The 15,202-nt window shown below is 53.6% G+C and carries 15 protein-coding genes and 1 other annotated feature; of the genes, 7 read left to right on the top strand and 8 right to left on the bottom strand.

Translation table 11 applies throughout. The features are described 5' to 3' along the window. Window positions 1-269 precede the first annotated feature (269 nt). The 3 genes from clpB to rluD form a co-directional block, all read right to left on the bottom strand. Window positions 270-2,843, bottom strand: a complete 2,574-nt coding sequence (clpB, locus tag ACZAHD_RS16840) for an ATP-dependent chaperone ClpB (RefSeq protein ID WP_462457790.1) — start codon at window positions 2,841-2,843, stop codon at window positions 270-272. 128 nt (window positions 2,844-2,971) lie between these two features. Continuing rightward, entirely contained in the window at window positions 2,972-3,703 is a 732-nt protein-coding gene (gene yfiH / locus ACZAHD_RS16835) for a purine nucleoside phosphorylase YfiH (RefSeq protein WP_462457789.1), read from the bottom strand. Beyond that, the gene (gene rluD / locus ACZAHD_RS16830) at window positions 3,700-4,680 is read right to left on the bottom strand and encodes a 23S rRNA pseudouridine(1911/1915/1917) synthase RluD (protein WP_462457788.1); all 981 of its coding nucleotides are present in this window, start codon (window positions 4,678-4,680) and stop codon (window positions 3,700-3,702) included. The genes yfiH and rluD overlap by 4 nt, the downstream gene beginning before the upstream one ends. 131 nt (window positions 4,681-4,811) lie before the next feature. Between rluD and bamD the strand changes: the two genes are divergently transcribed. The 4 genes from bamD (at window position 4,812) to pheA (ending at window position 7,578) form a co-directional block, all read left to right on the top strand. Beyond that, window positions 4,812-5,549 (top strand): outer membrane protein assembly factor BamD, encoded by a 738-nt coding sequence (gene bamD / locus ACZAHD_RS16825; protein WP_462457787.1) that lies wholly within the window; start codon window positions 4,812-4,814, stop codon window positions 5,547-5,549. A 270-nt stretch (window positions 5,550-5,819) separates the two neighbouring features. Further along, complete coding sequence (raiA, locus tag ACZAHD_RS16820; RefSeq protein ID WP_004866516.1) at window positions 5,820-6,155, top strand: ribosome-associated translation inhibitor RaiA; 336 nt, start codon at window positions 5,820-5,822, stop codon at window positions 6,153-6,155. 106 nt (window positions 6,156-6,261) lie between these two features. Further along, window positions 6,262-6,386, top strand: a sequence feature (Phe leader region). Then, entirely contained in the window at window positions 6,263-6,310 is a 48-nt protein-coding gene (pheL, locus tag ACZAHD_RS16815; protein ID WP_193312497.1) for a pheA operon leader peptide PheL, read from the top strand. (Overlaps the previous feature by 48 nt.) Before the next feature lie 31 nt (window positions 6,387-6,417). Further along, window positions 6,418-7,578, top strand: coding sequence for a bifunctional chorismate mutase/prephenate dehydratase (gene pheA / locus ACZAHD_RS16810; protein ID WP_462457786.1), 1,161 nt, complete (start codon window positions 6,418-6,420; stop codon window positions 7,576-7,578). Here the strand turns inward: pheA and ACZAHD_RS16805 are convergent. The 3 genes from ACZAHD_RS16805 to aroF form a co-directional block, all read right to left on the bottom strand. Next, on the bottom strand, window positions 7,575-8,447 hold the full coding sequence (locus tag ACZAHD_RS16805; protein WP_462457785.1) for an SMP-30/gluconolactonase/LRE family protein: 873 nt from the start codon (window positions 8,445-8,447) through the stop codon (window positions 7,575-7,577). The genes pheA and ACZAHD_RS16805 overlap by 4 nt on opposite strands. A 66-nt stretch (window positions 8,448-8,513) precedes the next feature. After that, the gene (gene tyrA / locus ACZAHD_RS16800; protein ID WP_462457784.1) at window positions 8,514-9,635 is read right to left on the bottom strand and encodes a bifunctional chorismate mutase/prephenate dehydrogenase; all 1,122 of its coding nucleotides are present in this window, start codon (window positions 9,633-9,635) and stop codon (window positions 8,514-8,516) included. Window positions 9,636-9,644: 9 nt separating this feature from the next. Continuing rightward, window positions 9,645-10,715, bottom strand: a complete 1,071-nt coding sequence (gene aroF, locus ACZAHD_RS16795; RefSeq protein WP_004866527.1) for a 3-deoxy-7-phosphoheptulonate synthase AroF — start codon at window positions 10,713-10,715, stop codon at window positions 9,645-9,647. Window positions 10,716-11,063: 348 nt separating this feature from the next. Here aroF and ACZAHD_RS16790 point away from each other — a divergent pair, with 348 nt between their 5' ends. From ACZAHD_RS16790 to ACZAHD_RS16780, 3 genes are read left to right on the top strand one after another with little or no spacing between them, the layout of a single operon-like run. Then, window positions 11,064-11,573, top strand: coding sequence for a regulatory sequestration protein YfiR (locus ACZAHD_RS16790; RefSeq protein ID WP_462457783.1), 510 nt, complete (start codon window positions 11,064-11,066; stop codon window positions 11,571-11,573). Continuing rightward, window positions 11,566-12,789: a diguanylate cyclase DgcN/YfiN gene (gene dgcN, locus ACZAHD_RS16785; RefSeq protein WP_462457782.1), complete on the top strand. Its 1,224-nt coding sequence runs from the start codon at window positions 11,566-11,568 to the stop codon at window positions 12,787-12,789. Before ACZAHD_RS16790 ends, dgcN begins: the two co-directional genes overlap by 8 nt. 12 nt (window positions 12,790-12,801) lie before the next feature. After that, complete coding sequence (locus tag ACZAHD_RS16780; RefSeq protein ID WP_462457781.1) at window positions 12,802-13,284, top strand: OmpA family protein; 483 nt, start codon at window positions 12,802-12,804, stop codon at window positions 13,282-13,284. Window positions 13,285-13,288: 4 nt separating this feature from the next. Here ACZAHD_RS16780 and ACZAHD_RS16775 read toward each other — a convergent pair whose 3' ends face one another. Both ACZAHD_RS16775 and ACZAHD_RS16770 read right to left on the bottom strand, forming a co-directional pair. Then, complete coding sequence (locus ACZAHD_RS16775; RefSeq protein WP_462457780.1) at window positions 13,289-14,653, bottom strand: PepSY-associated TM helix domain-containing protein; 1,365 nt, start codon at window positions 14,651-14,653, stop codon at window positions 13,289-13,291. A gap of 54 nt (window positions 14,654-14,707) precedes the next feature. After that, on the bottom strand, window positions 14,708-15,145 hold the full coding sequence (locus ACZAHD_RS16770) for a DUF2946 domain-containing protein (RefSeq protein WP_462457779.1): 438 nt from the start codon (window positions 15,143-15,145) through the stop codon (window positions 14,708-14,710). Window positions 15,146-15,202 lie beyond the last annotated feature (57 nt).

Below are 15,202 nucleotides of genomic sequence, written 5' to 3'. Positions count from 1 at the left end.
AATACGTTTTCCTCATTCAGAGTCAAGCATTTATTTTTGCTTTTCTCCGGCAGAATTTCCGCAGAAACCCTGCTGACCCGGCGGCTTGCGTGCCGTTGTTCCGTGTCAGTGGAGGCGCATTATAGGGGGTAATTCTGATGTGGCAAGTTTAAATTCAAATAAATGTTCTGTTCGCTCACTTATTAACCAACCCCACATCCAGGCTTTAATTCTTGCCTGGTTTTTAAACAAAAACGAGCCCAAAGGGCCCGTTTTTGTCATTTTGTGATTTACTGCACTGCCACTATATGGTCGTTTTTAACCACCAGCTGAACTTCTTTACCAGGGATCAGTTCTCCGGAAAGAATTTGCTGCGCCAGCGGGTTTTCGATCTGCTGCTGGATAGCGCGTTTTAACGGACGCGCGCCATACACCGGATCATAACCATTCGCACTCAGCAACTTCAGAGCCTCATCGGACATGCGGACTTCATAGCCACGTTCTTCCAGACGTTTGTACAAACGCTGCAGCTGAATCTGAGCAATAGAAGCAATGTGTTTTTCACCAAGCGGATGGAAGACCACCACCTCATCGATACGGTTGATGAATTCCGGACGGAAGTTTTGACTGACCACTCCCAGAACCAGATCTTTCATATGACTGTAATCCAGCTCGCCGAAACGTTCCTGAATCAGATCCGAACCAAGGTTAGAGGTCATAATCACAACCGTATTACGGAAATCGACCGTTCTCCCCTGCCCATCGGTCAGACGACCGTCGTCCAGCACCTGCAACAGGATGTTAAACACATCCGGATGGGCCTTTTCCACTTCATCCAGCAGGATGACAGAGTAAGGACGACGACGTACCGCTTCCGTCAGGTACCCGCCTTCTTCATAGCCGACATATCCCGGAGGTGCGCCGACCAGACGCGATACGGAGTGTTTCTCCATAAACTCAGACATATCGATACGCACCATGGCATCATCGCTATCAAACATAAAGTTCGCCAGCGTTTTGCACAGCTCCGTTTTACCAACCCCGGTTGGGCCAAGGAACAGGAACGACCCGATTGGACGATTCGGATCGGACAGCCCGGCCCGACTACGGCGGATCGCATTGGATACCGCTTCAACCGCTTCGTTCTGGCCAATGACCCGACTGTGCAACTCCTGCTCCATACGCAGCAGTTTCTCGCGCTCGCCTTCCATCATTCGCGCAACCGGAATACCGGTCCAGCGGGCCAGCACTTCGGCAATTTCCGCATCGGTAACCTTATTACGCAGCAGACGCATCGTTTTGCCTTCCGACTGAGTGGCAGCTGCCAGCTGTTTTTCCAGTTCAGGGATTTTACCGTACTGCAGCTCGGACATCCGCGCGAGGTCACCGACGCGACGCGCCTGCTCAATCGCAATTTTGGCCTGCTCCAGCTCGGCTTTAATTGTCTGCGTACCGGAAAGAGAGGCTTTCTCCGCCTTCCACTCTTCTTCTAGTACGGAATACTGGCGCTCTTTATCTGCCAGCTCTTCATTCAACATATCCAGACGTTTCAGACTGGCCTCATCGGCTTCTTTCTTCAGCGCCTGCTGTTCCAGCTTGAGCTGAATAATACGTCTGTCGAGTCGGTCGAGCTCCTCCGGCTTCGAATCAATCTGCATACGAATGCTGGATGCGGCTTCATCGATCAGGTCGATAGCTTTATCCGGCAGTTGACGGTCCGCGATATAGCGATGCGACAAGGTTGCCGCTGCGACGATCGCCGGGTCAGTGATCTGCACATGGTGATGCAGCTCATAACGCTCCTTTAACCCGCGCAGGATCGCAATGGTATCTTCCACGCTTGGTTCAGCAACGAACACTTTCTGGAAACGACGCTCCAGCGCAGCATCCTTTTCAATATACTGACGATACTCATCAAGCGTCGTTGCGCCGACGCAGTGCAGCTCTCCGCGCGCCAAAGCAGGTTTGAGCATATTCCCGGCATCCATCGCGCCGTCCGCTTTCCCCGCACCGACCATGGTGTGCAGCTCGTCAATAAACAGAATGACGTTGCCTTCCTGTTTCGCCAGATCGTTCAGCACCCCTTTCAGACGCTCTTCAAACTCGCCGCGATACTTCGCCCCGGCCACCAGCGCCCCCATATCCAGCGCCAGTACCCGACGACCTTTCAGCCCTTCCGGTACTTCACCGTTGACGATACGCTGTGCCAGTCCTTCCACGATGGCGGTTTTACCGACGCCAGGCTCACCAATCAGCACTGGGTTATTTTTAGTCCGCCGCTGCAGAACCTGGATCGTACGACGAATTTCTTCGTCACGACCAATGACTGGATCCAGTTTGCCTTGTTCTGCTCGCTCGGTCAGATCGACAGTAAATTTCTTCAATGCCTGACGTTGGTCTTCGGCCCCCTGATCGTTCACGCTTTCACCTCCGCGCATTTGTTCAATCGCCTGAGTCACGTTGGCGGTTGTTGCTCCGGCGGATTTTAAAAGATCGGTCAGCGTACCGCGTGATTCAAGCGCCGCCAGAACGAACAGTTCTGACGAAATAAAATTGTCCTTCCTCTTTTGCGCCAGCTTGTCGCAAAGGTTCAAAATACGCACTAAATCCTGAGACGGCTGTACGTCACCACCGGTGCCTTCCACCTGCGGTAAACGGCTCAGTGCCTGAGTGATATTGGTGCTTAACTCTCCGGCGTTAATGCCTGCAGAGATTAATAAAGGACGTACCGATCCCCCTTCCTGATTCAGCAAGGCGCTCATTAAATGAAGAGGTTCGATGAATTGGTTGTCGTGCCCAAGTGCAAGCGACTGGGCATCGGCAAGAGCAAGCTGGAATTTATTGGTAAGACGATCCAGACGCATAACTCCTCCCATAACAGGTCAAATTTGCTACTGGAGATTAAATGAGGTCATCCCTCAATTATTCAAGGTTAAAGACCTGAACTATGCGAAAAATAAGTTTGCCTTCTGAACCGTCTTGATTCGCCAGGTTATCTCAGCCAGATAAAACTCGCCATACGACCCGTCATCTTATCGCGGCGATAAGAGAAAAAATCCCCCTTTTCGCTTAGCGTACAACGATCACCGCCGAAGATCTGCGTCACGCCAACATTGGCTAAACGCTGACGAGCCAGCTGATAGATATTAGCAAAATATTTCTCGCCGACGGGGCGGAAAGCTTCTTCCGCTTGCCCATCCTTTACGATAAACGCATCCCGCACTTCCGGACCGACCTCAAAAGCCTCCGGACCGATCGCCGGGCCAAGCCAGGCCAGAATGTTTCCCGGCTTATCGGCAAAACATGCGACCGTAGCTTCCAGAACACCGTCGCATAATCCGCGCCAGCCAGCATGCGCAGCGGCAACTTCCGTCCCTGCGCGATTACAAAAAAGAACCGGCAGGCAGTCCGCCGTCATCACCGCACACACCGTACCCGGTATATGACAGTATGACGCATCCGCCCGTTTTGACTCATACGGCCCTCCGTCCAGCGTGAGCACCGCGGTACCATGAACCTGCTCCAGCCAGACCGGATACGACGGCAGCCCGCCTGCGGCAAACATCCGCCGACGGTTTTCTTCAACGTGCTGCAGATTGTCTCCGCAATGGGCGCCCAGATTGAGCGAATCGTACGGAGGCAGACTGACGCCGCCAGTACGTGTGGAGCTACAAGCAGCCACGCCTTCAGGCACAGGCCATTGCGGTACAATCAGTTTAGTCATAGCCAGTCAATATCGTCCTTGTGATCTTCATAATCTGCACGCATTGCCTCAATCAGCTCAACCATATCCTGAGGAATTGGCGCATGCCATTCCATCTCAATGCCGCTGATCGGGTGATACAGACGTAACATCGTCGCGTGCAGTGCCTGACGGTCAAACTTACGCAGTGCGGTGATAAACGCTTCCGATGCACCTTTCGGCGGACGCGGACGACCGCCATAGACCTGATCGCCCACCAGCGGATGGGTGATGTGAGCCATATGCACACGAATCTGGTGAGTACGGCCGGTTTCCAGGCGCAGACGCAGACGCGTGTGAATACGGAAATGCTCCATAATGCGGTAATGCGTTACCGCCGGTTTACCCATCGGGTGCACCGCCATATGCGTACGTTTGGTCGGGTGACGGCTGATAGGTTCTTCTACCGTACCGCCCGATGTCATGTGGCCAATGGCCACCGCTTCATACTCACGAGTGATTTCACGTAGTTGCAACGACTCCACCAGACGAGTTTGCGCCGGGATGGTTTTCGCTACCACCATCAGACCGGTCGTATCTTTATCCAGACGGTGAACAATACCCGCACGCGGTACGTCGGCAATCGCCGGATAATAGTGCAGCAGCGCATTCAGCACAGTACCGTCGGGGTTGCCCGCGCCAGGATGAACAACCAGATCGCGCGGTTTATTGATCACGAGGATGTCATCATCTTCGTAGACGATATTGAGCGGAATATCCTGCGGCTCGAAGCGCACGTCTTCTTCGATTTCAACATCGATGGAGACGCTCTCTCCCCCTAATACTTTTTCTTTCGGCTTGTCGCTGACAGCGCCGTTTACCAGCACTCGCTGGTCAAGGATCCATTCTTTTATGCGCGAACGCGAATAATCCGGGAACATTTCGGCCAAAGCCTGATCTAAGCGTTGACCGAGTTGATTTTCGGACACCGTTGCGGTGAGTTGTACTCGTTGTGCCATATACAGCTTCTTCGTTTAACGTTGGGTTTTACGGCTTTGCCGTTTAATATAGTGTGCTATTGTAGCTGGTCTTAATCGGGAGCAGGAACAGAGATTCTCCCGCATAAACATTTTGAGGAAGTCAAAACGTCATGACGCGCATGAAATACCTGGTGGCAGCGGCCACACTGAGCCTGGCTTTGGTGGGTTGCTCCGGCTCAAAGGAAGAGGTGCCTGATAATCCGCCGAATGAAATCTATGCGACCGCCCAGCAAAAGCTGCAGGACGGTAACTGGAAACAGGCAATAACGCAACTGGAAGCGTTGGATAACCGCTACCCGTTCGGTCCTTATTCCCAACAGGTACAGCTGGACCTGATTTATGCGTATTACAAAAATGCCGATCTGCCGCTGGCTCAGGCAGCCATCGACCGCTTCGTTCGTCTGAACCCTACGCATCCTAACATTGATTACGTCATTTATATGCGTGGTCTGACAAATATGGCGTTGGATGACAGTGCGCTGCAAGGATTCTTTGGGGTCGATCGCTCCGACCGCGACCCGCAGCACGCTCGCGATGCCTTTAACGACTTCTCCAAACTGGTACGCGGTTATCCCAACAGCCAGTATGCGACAGACGCCTACAAACGTATGGTGTTCCTGAAGGATCGCCTGGCGAAGTACGAGCTGTCAGTCGTTGATTACTACACTGACCGCGGTGCATGGGTTGCCGTCGTGAACCGTGTCGAGGGTATGCTGCGCAGCTACCCGGATACCCAGGCGACTCGCGATGCACTACCGAAAATGGAAAACGCCTACCGTCAGATGCAAATGAACGCTCAGGCGGACAAGGTGGCGAAAATTATCGCCGCTAACGGTAAAAACACCTGATCGTTTTTCAGATAAGCAAAACGGCAGCCGCGAGCTGCCGTTTTTTATGGTTCAGGCACCAGAGCTGAAGCGTTTTAGTGCCGGGCCATCCTATCAAATATGACTCCCTTTCCCCTGTCCGACAAGTAAAATCTCACTTGTTCCTGCCCTGCCTCACAAAATGAATTCGTTGACAAAAAGTGACATTAAAATGTGATCTTCATCACACATATTGACATTAGGAGAGGTATGCTGGGTTCACCAAGACGGGAAAGACAAGAGGTAAAATTTATGACAATGAACATTACCAGTAAACAAATGGAAATTACTCCGGCAATTCGCCAGCATGTCGCAGACCGTCTCGCTAAATTGGATAAATGGCAAACCCACTTAATTAACCCGCACATCATTCTCTCTAAGGAGCCGCAGGGTTTTGTCGCTGACGCAACTATCAATACGCCAAACGGGCACCTGGTTGCCAGCGGAAGAAGTGAAGATATGTATGTCGCTATCAACGAATTGATCAACAAGCTGGAACGGCAGCTGAATAAAGTGCAACACAAAGGGGAAGCCCGCCGTGCCGCAACATCGGTGAAAGAGGCAGGCTTTGTGGAAGAAGAAGAGTAATCCTTAACTTAATATTGTGTAACGCCACGCGCCTTCGGGCGCGTTTTTTATTGACAGGATGAAAACAGTACAGGTACTGTAATCTCAACTGAGCAAAGGAATTCATTATGAAACGGCTAGCGTTCTTCTTCGCATTCTTTTTTACCTTCCCCTGAACGGGAGGCGATTCGTCGTGTGATAAAGAATGCGAAGACGAACAACAAGGCCTCCCAAACGGGAGGCCTTTTTTATTGGTAAATCAATAACAAGAAAGGCAACACATATGACCGAGGAAAACCCGTTACTGGCTCTGCGCGACAAGATCAGCGCACTGGATGAAAAACTGCTCGCGCTGCTGGCAGAACGCCGCGGACTGGCTGTAGAAGTCGGTAAAGCAAAGCTGGCATCGCACCGTCCGGTTCGTGATATCGACCGCGAGCGCGATCTGCTGGAGCGCCTGATAACGCTGGGGAAAGGCCACCATCTGGATGCCCACTACATCACCCGTCTGTTTCAGCTGATCATTGAGGATTCCGTTCTTACCCAACAAACCCTGCTGCAACAACATCTGAATAAAATCAATCCGCATTCAGCGCGCGTGGCTTTCCTGGGACCAAAAGGGTCATATTCACATCTGGCCGCACGCCAGTACGCGGCGCGCCATTTCGAACAGTTCATTGAGAGCGGCTGCGCGAAATTTGCCGATATCTTTAACCAGGTGGAAACCGGCCAGGCCGATTACGCGGTCGTTCCTATCGAAAATACCAGCTCCGGTGGCATCAACGATGTCTACGATCTGCTGCAACATACCAGCCTGTCGATCGTTGGTGAACTCACGATCCCAATCGATCACTGCGTTCTGGTCTCAGCGTCAACTAATCCACAGCACATTCAGACCGTATATAGTCACCCGCAGCCGTTCCAGCAGTGCAGTCAGTACCTGAGCCGTTATCCACACTGGAAAATTGAATACACTGAAAGCACCTCTGCAGCGATGGAAAAAGTGGCTCAGGCGGACTCTCCGGGCGTAGCCGCACTGGGTAGCGAGGCCGGAGGCGCGCTGTACGGCCTGCAGGTTCTTGAACATTGCCTGGCAAATCAGACACAAAACATCACCCGTTTCCTGGTGCTGGCACGTAAAGCGGTGAATGTTTCCGATCAGGTACCGGCCAAAACTACGCTGCTCATGGCAACCGGCCAGCAGGCCGGTGCGCTGGTTGAAGCGCTGCTGGTGTTACGCAATCACAACCTGATCATGACCAAGCTGGAATCTCGTCCGATTCACGGCAATCCATGGGAAGAGATGTTTTATCTGGACATCCAGGCCAACCTGGACTCAATACCTATGCGTAAGGCATTAAAAGAGCTGGCCGAGATTACTCGTTCCATGAAGGTTCTGGGTTGCTACCCAGGCGAAAACGTCGTGCCGGTCGATCCTATCTAACGCTCTTTAAATACGGGTTTCTTCATCCCTGTCACCGTCATCGGCAGGGTGAAGATAGCGCCGGAAAGCGGATATTTCTGTACTTCGTCGGCAGACATATTTTCCCGCGTGGTTGTTATGTACAAGGTGCGCATATCCGCTCCACCAAAACAGACCATTGTCGGGCAGCGCACCGGTAATCGGTGCTCTTCCAGCTGTTCACCGGTCGGTGAAAAACGGGCGACACGCCAGCCATCGAACATTGCGCTCCAGTAGCAACCCTCTTCATCCACGGCCGCCCCGTCGGGGATGCCTTCTCCAGGCTGAAAACGACGAAAGACTTCTCGTTTGCCTGGCTCGCCCTGCTCATCCAGCGGAGTGCGGTAGATAACGGCATTTGGCGTATCCGAAGTGTACATCCAACGCCTGTCGGCGCTAAAGGCCAGACCGTTGGCGCCGTGGATATCGCACTGAATCACCCGAGGAGTCAGATCGTGGTTGATACGCATTAACAGCGCGCCGTTATAATCTCCCGGCCCCCAGAATGTACCGGCATAAAAACGCCCGTCACGATCCGTGCCGCCATCGTTAAAGCGTGCCAGCTGCGGGTTGCCCGGATTATCACAAACTTTGCGTCGCAACAGGCCATGGACGTCGGTAAGCCAGATAGCGCTGCGAAGCGCTACAATGAAGCCCCCTTTCTCGCGCAGGGCAAAGCAGCCCACTTCTTCGGGAAACTGCAGAACCTGATGTTCGCCGCTACGGATGTCGTAACGGTGAATTTCACATTCCAGAATATCGGCCCAGTAGAGCGCCTGCTCGGCTTCACTCCAGGTCGGACATTCCGGCAGATGCCCTGCGTAATCAAACAGCGGTTGTGGTTCAGCCATCGTTTTCATCCCTATAAAAAAAGCCAGCGGGTTTCCCCTCTGGCTTTGATTATATCTGGTTTTCCGCTACTGCCGGTTATCATTCGCCTGACGCAGCAGCGTCCGACTTTCGCTCTGAAAGCGCTGGGCATAATCGCCAAACCAGTGCTCCACTTTGCGGAAACTGTCGATAAACGCCTGTTTATCCCCCTGCTCCAGCAGGCCAATCGCTTCACCAAAGCGTTGGTAGTAGCGTTTTATCAGCGCCAGATTGTTTTCCGACGACATAATAATGTCCGCATACAGCTGCGGATCCTGCGCAAACAGGCGGCCAACCATCGCCAGCTCAAGACGGTAGATCGGTGATGACAACGCCAGCAGTTGCTCCAGGCGAACGTTTTCTTCTGCCAGATGCAGGCCGTAGGCAAAGGTCGCAAAGTGACGTAGCGCCTGAATAAAAGCCATATTCTGGTCGTGTTCAACGGCGCTGATACGGTGCAGACGGGCGCCCCAGACCTGAATCTGCTCAAGGAACCACTGATACGCCTCTGGCTGACGACCATCGCAGTAAACAACCACCTGCTTCGCCAGGCTGCCGCTGTCCGGGCCGAACATCGGGTGCAGACCCAATACCGGACCACGGTGCGCGGCAAGCATCGCCTGTAAAGGTTCTGCTTTTACCGACGCCAGGTCGACCAGGATGCAGTCCGCCGGTAATGGCGGCAACTGACCAATCGTATCGACCGTCACATGGATAGGCACGCTGACGATGACCATTCCGGCATCGGCAACAATGTCCGCTGCCCGCGCCCAGTCGTCTTTCTCCAGGATACGTACCTGGTAGCCTGAAAGCGTCAGCATTTTCTCAAACAGGCGCCCCATCTGCCCACCGCCGCCAACAATCACGACCGGGCGCAGATTCGGACACAGCGTTTTGAAGCCTTTATCATTCTCGCTGGAATATGACTCGCGCATGACGCGACGCAGCACGTCTTCGATAAGATCGGGCGGAACCCCCAGCGCCGACGCCTCTTCCCGTCGGGAAGCCAGCATCGCTGCTTCCCGTTCCGGCACGTAAATCGGCAACCCGTACTGGCTTTTGACCTCTCCGACTTCCGCTACCAGCTCCAGGCGGCGTGCCAGCAACCCCAGCAGCGCCTTATCGACTTCATCAATTTGATCGCGTAACGCGGTCAGTTCAGCAACCATACTATCCTCTTACCCCAGACGAGCCGCCAGATGACCGCGCAGATCTTGATCCAGTTCGCGGAGCAGTGCATCCGTCGTTTCCCAGCTGATGCAAGCATCGGTGACGGACACGCCGTATTTCATATCACAACGCGGCTGCTCAGAAGACTGATTACCTTCGTGGATATTACTTTCGATCATCAGACCAATGATGGAACGATTACCATCTTTAATCTGTGCGACGACAGATTCCGCAACCGCAGGCTGGCGGCGGTAGTCTTTATTAGAATTCCCATGACTACAATCTACCATCAGCGACGGTTTCAGTCCCGCCTGGGCCATCTCTTTTTCACACTTCTCGACATCTTCCGGACCGTAGTTAGGGGCTTTACCGCCGCGCAGAATGACGTGGCCGTTCGGATTGCCTTGGGTTTGCAGCAGGCAAACCTGGCCGGCCTGGTTAATTCCGACGAAGCGGTGCGGCATCGCCGCGGCGCGCATTGCGTTAATTGCCGTCGACAGGCTACCGTCAGTACCGTTTTTAAAGCCAACCGGCATTGACAGACCTGATGCCATTTCACGGTGAGTCTGGGATTCGGTCGTGCGCGCGCCGATAGCCGACCAGCTAAACAGATCGCCGAGGTACTGCGGGCTGTTCGGATCCAGCGCTTCCGTCGCCAGCGGTAATCCCATATTAACCAGCTCTACCAGCAAACGACGTGCAATCTTCAGGCCGCCTTCAACATCAAACGAGCCATCCATATGCGGATCGTTAATCAACCCTTTCCAGCCCACGGTAGTACGGGGTTTTTCAAAATAGACGCGCATGACCAGGTAGAGGCTATCGCTGACCTCTTCGGCAAGTGCTTTAAAACGATGAGCGTATTCAATTGCCGCTTCTGGATCGTGGATCGAACAAGGCCCACACACCACCAGCAGACGCGGATCGCGGCCGGCAATAATGTCAGATATCGTTTGACGGGACTGCGCAATTTGCGCTTCTTGTTCGAGGCTGAGCGGGAATTCAGCTTTCAGCTGATCCGGCGTGATCAGAACCTGTTCGTCGGTAATATGTACGTTATTCAGCGCGTCTTTTTGCATGATTGCGATCCTGTGTAGCTCGTTTGCGATAGTCAGTTCCTCAGCGAGGAGTAACCTAACGATATCACACGCAGTAAAGATTTCAATCCATAATCCGTAAATTTTAATTTACACAAGCAAATTAAATGGCCATTTATTTTGAGGTTAGTGTAAAGTTATCAGTACAACACAATATTTCTCCATGCTAAAACTCGCCGTTCCCTCGCCTTCGTTTACGAATAATCCTGGTCAGAATTATCTCAAAGCAAAGGTGGCGATTAATGACGCCCCCCACCAACAATGGTATCCTGCGCCCGGGCATCAGCGATCTGCAATTCATGCACCCCGACGAACCTGACGGATCCGTTAATGAAAGAGTTTTACCGTCTTTTTTTTATTTTTTTGTTATTTATTGTGGTCTATCCCGTTTTTGCCTCAGACGCGCCTAAAAATGTCCGAGCTATTGTTTCGGGTATCGTCACGTATACCCGCTGGCCAGCCTTATCCGGCCCGCCCAGGTTGTGTATTTTTTCTACCTCGCGTTATACCTACAGCCTGGCTCAGGAACAACCTGAGGCTTTACCGTACAAACCGGTCATTGTGCGTGATACAGAAGAAGCGCTGAATACGGTCTGTGATGGATTTTATTTTGGCAGCGAGTCGCCCTCTCAACAGGCAAAGCTCACGGCAGAATACCCATCACGTCCACTGTTACTCATTGCGGAACAAAATAGCGAGTGTGCAATCGGCAGTGCTTTTTGCCTGATCATAAATGACAAAAGGGTCAGATTCTCCGTGAATCTGGATGTCCTGACACACAGCGGTGTGCGGGTTAGTCCAGACGTACTGATGCTTGCCCGGAATAACGCACATGAATAAGGATTTCTCTCAGGCTCCGCGCCCCACCTTTAAACGAGCACTACGCCGTATCAGTGTGATAAGCGTGGTGATCTCTATGACCCTGGTCTGGCTATTGCTGAGTACCGCGTCAGTCTTTACGTTGAAACAGTATGCGCAGAAGAATCTGGCGCTGACGGCCGCCACGATGAGCCGCAGTCTTGAAGCCGCGCTGGTTTTCGATGACAGCACTGCGGCAGAAGAGACGCTGGCCACGCTCGGAAGGCAGGGGCAATTTTCAGAAGCGCTGGTGCTGGATAGTCAGCAAAATCACTTTGCCGTCTGGCGTAATACGGACCTGGTTCGGCAGGAGAAATTCAGCGGCATCATCAGCAAATGGCTGTTTCCTGAACCCACCACCCAACCCATCTGGCATCTGGGGAAGGTCGTTGGCGAACTTCGGCTGACGGCGCTGGACAGCCTGATAAGCCACTTCCTCTGCATATCCATAATCGTTTTAACCGGCAGTATTCTACTGGCCTCATTCATCGCCTTATTGCTGACGCATTCTTTGCACCATGGTATCGTCACGGCCCTACAAAGCATTACCGAGGTGGTCCATGACATCCGGGAAAACCGCCACTTCTCCCGTCGGGTCCCTGAAGAGCGTATCGAGGAGTTCCATCTGTTTGCCCAGGACTTTAATAGCCTGTTGGGAGAAATGGAGGATTGGCAGCAGCAGCTACAGGCTAAAAATGCCCAGTTGTTACGCACCTCGTTACATGATCCTCTCACCGGGCTGGCCAATCGCGCTGCGTTTCGCAACGTCATCAGTACATTAATGAAAGATGAGGCTGCCCGACGCAGTTCAGCGCTACTCTTTCTTGATGGCGACAATTTTAAACTGATTAATGATAACTGGGGTCATGCGACGGGAGACAAGGTCCTCATCGAAGTCGCCAGCCGGCTGATGAGTTTTGTCAGCAAACGTCATCAGGCCTGGCGTTTAGGCGGTGACGAATTCGCGATCTTGTTACGCGACGTTCACTCAGAGGCGGAAGTGAAGACGCTCTGCACATCGTTATCCAGCCAGTTTCTCGAGCCGTTTAATCTGCATAACGGCCATACTGCGACCCTGTCACTCAGCATCGGCTACGCGCTGGCCTGGGAACACGCGTCCGCGGAGAACCTGCAAGAGTTTGCCGATCAAAATATGTATCGGATGAAACATCTGCGTCTTCCGCAAGGACAAAAATAAAAAGGAACCACAATGCTCAGGAAATATTTTGCTCCCGCACTGATGGCCGCGGTTTTACTCACCGGCTGCCAGGCCCCGCAAGGGAAATTCTCTCCGGAACAGGTTGCCGCCATGAAGTCTTACGGCTTTACGGAAAGTGAAGGCGACTGGTCGCTGGGATTGTCCGACAGCATCCTGTTTGATAAAAACGACTACCATCTGCGCAGCGATAGCCAGGCACAAATACAGAAAATGGCCTCTCGTCTGGCTTCGACCGGGATTACGCACGCTCGGTTAGATGGGCATACCGATAACTACGGTGAGAACGGCTATAACGAAATTCTGTCGCTTAAACGCGCCGACATCGTCGCGGATGCCTGGGCGAAGGGAGCCAACATCCCGCGCGGCAATTTAACTACCCGCGGGTTAGGTAAAAAATATCCGATCGCCAGCAACGACACGGCAAAAGGACGTGCTGAAAACCGCCGCGTCACGGTAGTCATCAGCACGCCGTAAACACTTAGTCGACTGACTTCGCGAGCATGACGGCCATTGCCGCCCGCCAGCGCAGATAGTCAACCACCAGTCCTACCGCGAGGCTGGCGCCCATTAACGGTAACGCCAGTCCCAGCAGTACAGCTATCGCCAGCGTGAGCACGCGGGCGGGCCATCCGAGGTTGAACCAGGCCTGAATCAGGGTATTCGCCGGGTTAAACGCCGCATGTGCCGGACGGCGGATCCACCACAAGCGATATCCCACCACAATCATCACGCACAGCGCGATCCCAAACGCGATCAGCAGCAGCTGATTGGCAAGACCAAACAGGATCCCCATATGGAAATCCACGCCCCAGCGAGTCAGCTTCGCCATTAGCGGGAAACGGGCAAAGCGAGTGCGATCGACAACCTGCATACTCTCCCCATCCACCGCCACAGCGTCCACCTGCGTTGGCCAGCTTCGGTCAATTTCATTGACCGTCCACGCCCGCCCTGCCGCTGCCGGAGGCCGGATTTCCAGCTTGCTGGCATCGAGACCCGCCGCGCGCGCGATCGCTACCACCCGATCAAACTGTTCGCCTTTCAGCGTCGGCGCCGCGTCTGCCATATGCCCCATGTGATGTTCGGCATGCGGATCGTGCGGCATCGGCATTGCGCTATGCAACTGCGTATTCACCTGCGGCGTCAACCAGCCGAATGCCGCGCGCATTTTATCCACATTGCCGCCGGCCCACTGCGACCAGGTCAGCCCGGTGGCGGAGAAAAGCAACATACCTGCTAGTAGCACCCAGCCCAGAGAAACATGCAGACGACGGCTATTCTGCATACGGTTATTTATCCGCTTGCGAGGACGACTCGTCGCCCAGAGGGCGATACCACCCAGTGCCGCCACCCACATCCATGATGCTGCCAGCTCGCTATAAAGCCGGCCGCTATCTCCAAGCAGCAACGATTTATGGGCGTAATCGATCCACTGGCGTAGCGGTAAAATTCCGCTGGTTCCATAGACCGTCATGTCGCCCTTCACTTTCAACGTTACCGGGTCGATAAAGATTGCCCGAGCCTCAGACTCTCCCAACTGCGGATCGGCAAACATCACTCGCGTGGTCTCTCCGGCTTGAATGGCCGGGCGCACGGCCTGTAAACGAAGTTTCCCCTGAGTCGTCTCTTCCGCGACCGCCAGTTGGGCGCTCAGCGGCTGACGCTCGCCGTTCGAAGAACCATGAAGAGCATCCTGATAGAGCCAGTTCTCCAGCTGCGGAGTGGCCACGTACAGCGTCCCGGTGAGGGACGCCACGAAGATAAACGGTCCGACAAACAGACCAATATAAAAATGGAGACGTCGCAGCAGGTTCAGCCATGCCGCGCGCGAGGTGCAGGTAGTCATACTTTTCCTTTCTGAAAGCAAAAAGAGAACGTCGCGCTGTGCGCATCGTTATTTTTAGAAGGCAGAAAAAGCAGACCGATACGGCGGCGCGCGGGTTTCGGGGTAAAGCCAGGGGAAGTAATGTCGGCGCTTTAGCCTCTGGCGGGGAAAAAGAACACGCACGCGACGCAGGATGACGGTGAGAAGCAGCGCCAGCGCCAGGAGCAGCCCCGGAACGTGAGCCAGCAGCACGCAGTAGCCACAGGCCTCCGCGTGGTCGAGTGGCATGGTGTGTGTCGACTGCGGCGCAGGAGAAACTGCCGGGAGGGACATCGTCTGCTCATGCGGCATATCCGCCATCATCGCATGATGCATGCCGGGCATAGCGCTCATCGGATCTTTTTGTAGTGAGACAGAGATCAGCGGCGCAATCACAATCAGCAGGATCGAAAACAGCGCCAGCTCTGCGGCCCGCCGTGTAAATGCGGATTGTTGAGAAAATTTGCTGACCACCGCCCCTCCGAAATGAGGGTGATATTGTAAATGATTTATATCAAATGGTTAAATTGA

Source organism: Raoultella sp., assembly GCF_039594335.1.
Classification (GTDB): domain Bacteria; phylum Pseudomonadota; class Gammaproteobacteria; order Enterobacterales; family Enterobacteriaceae; genus Klebsiella.
The sequence above is the reverse complement of the archived record's forward strand: the minus strand, read 5'-3'. Positions and strand labels throughout refer to the sequence as shown.

Excerpts from the sequence above, each read along its gene's own strand:
- clpB (WP_462457790.1), bottom strand. The coding sequence starts at position 2,843 with ATGCGTCTGGATCGTCTTACCAATAAATTCCAGCTTGCTCTTGCCGAT.
- yfiH (WP_462457789.1), bottom strand. The coding sequence starts at position 3,703 with ATGACTAAACTGATTGTACCGCAATGGCCTGTGCCTGAAGGCGTGGCT.
- rluD (WP_462457788.1), bottom strand. The coding sequence starts at position 4,680 with ATGGCACAACGAGTACAACTCACCGCAACGGTGTCCGAAAATCAACTC.
- bamD (WP_462457787.1), top strand. The coding sequence starts at position 4,812 with ATGACGCGCATGAAATACCTGGTGGCAGCGGCCACACTGAGCCTGGCT.
- raiA (WP_004866516.1), top strand. The coding sequence starts at position 5,820 with ATGACAATGAACATTACCAGTAAACAAATGGAAATTACTCCGGCAATT.
- pheA (WP_462457786.1), top strand. The coding sequence starts at position 6,418 with ATGACCGAGGAAAACCCGTTACTGGCTCTGCGCGACAAGATCAGCGCA.
- ACZAHD_RS16805 (WP_462457785.1), bottom strand. The coding sequence starts at position 8,447 with ATGGCTGAACCACAACCGCTGTTTGATTACGCAGGGCATCTGCCGGAA.
- tyrA (WP_462457784.1), bottom strand. The coding sequence starts at position 9,635 with ATGGTTGCTGAACTGACCGCGTTACGCGATCAAATTGATGAAGTCGAT.
- aroF (WP_004866527.1), bottom strand. The coding sequence starts at position 10,715 with ATGCAAAAAGACGCGCTGAATAACGTACATATTACCGACGAACAGGTT.
- ACZAHD_RS16790 (WP_462457783.1), top strand. The coding sequence starts at position 11,064 with ATGAAAGAGTTTTACCGTCTTTTTTTTATTTTTTTGTTATTTATTGTG.
- dgcN (WP_462457782.1), top strand. The coding sequence starts at position 11,566 with ATGAATAAGGATTTCTCTCAGGCTCCGCGCCCCACCTTTAAACGAGCA.
- ACZAHD_RS16780 (WP_462457781.1), top strand. The coding sequence starts at position 12,802 with ATGCTCAGGAAATATTTTGCTCCCGCACTGATGGCCGCGGTTTTACTC.
- ACZAHD_RS16775 (WP_462457780.1), bottom strand. The coding sequence starts at position 14,653 with ATGACTACCTGCACCTCGCGCGCGGCATGGCTGAACCTGCTGCGACGT.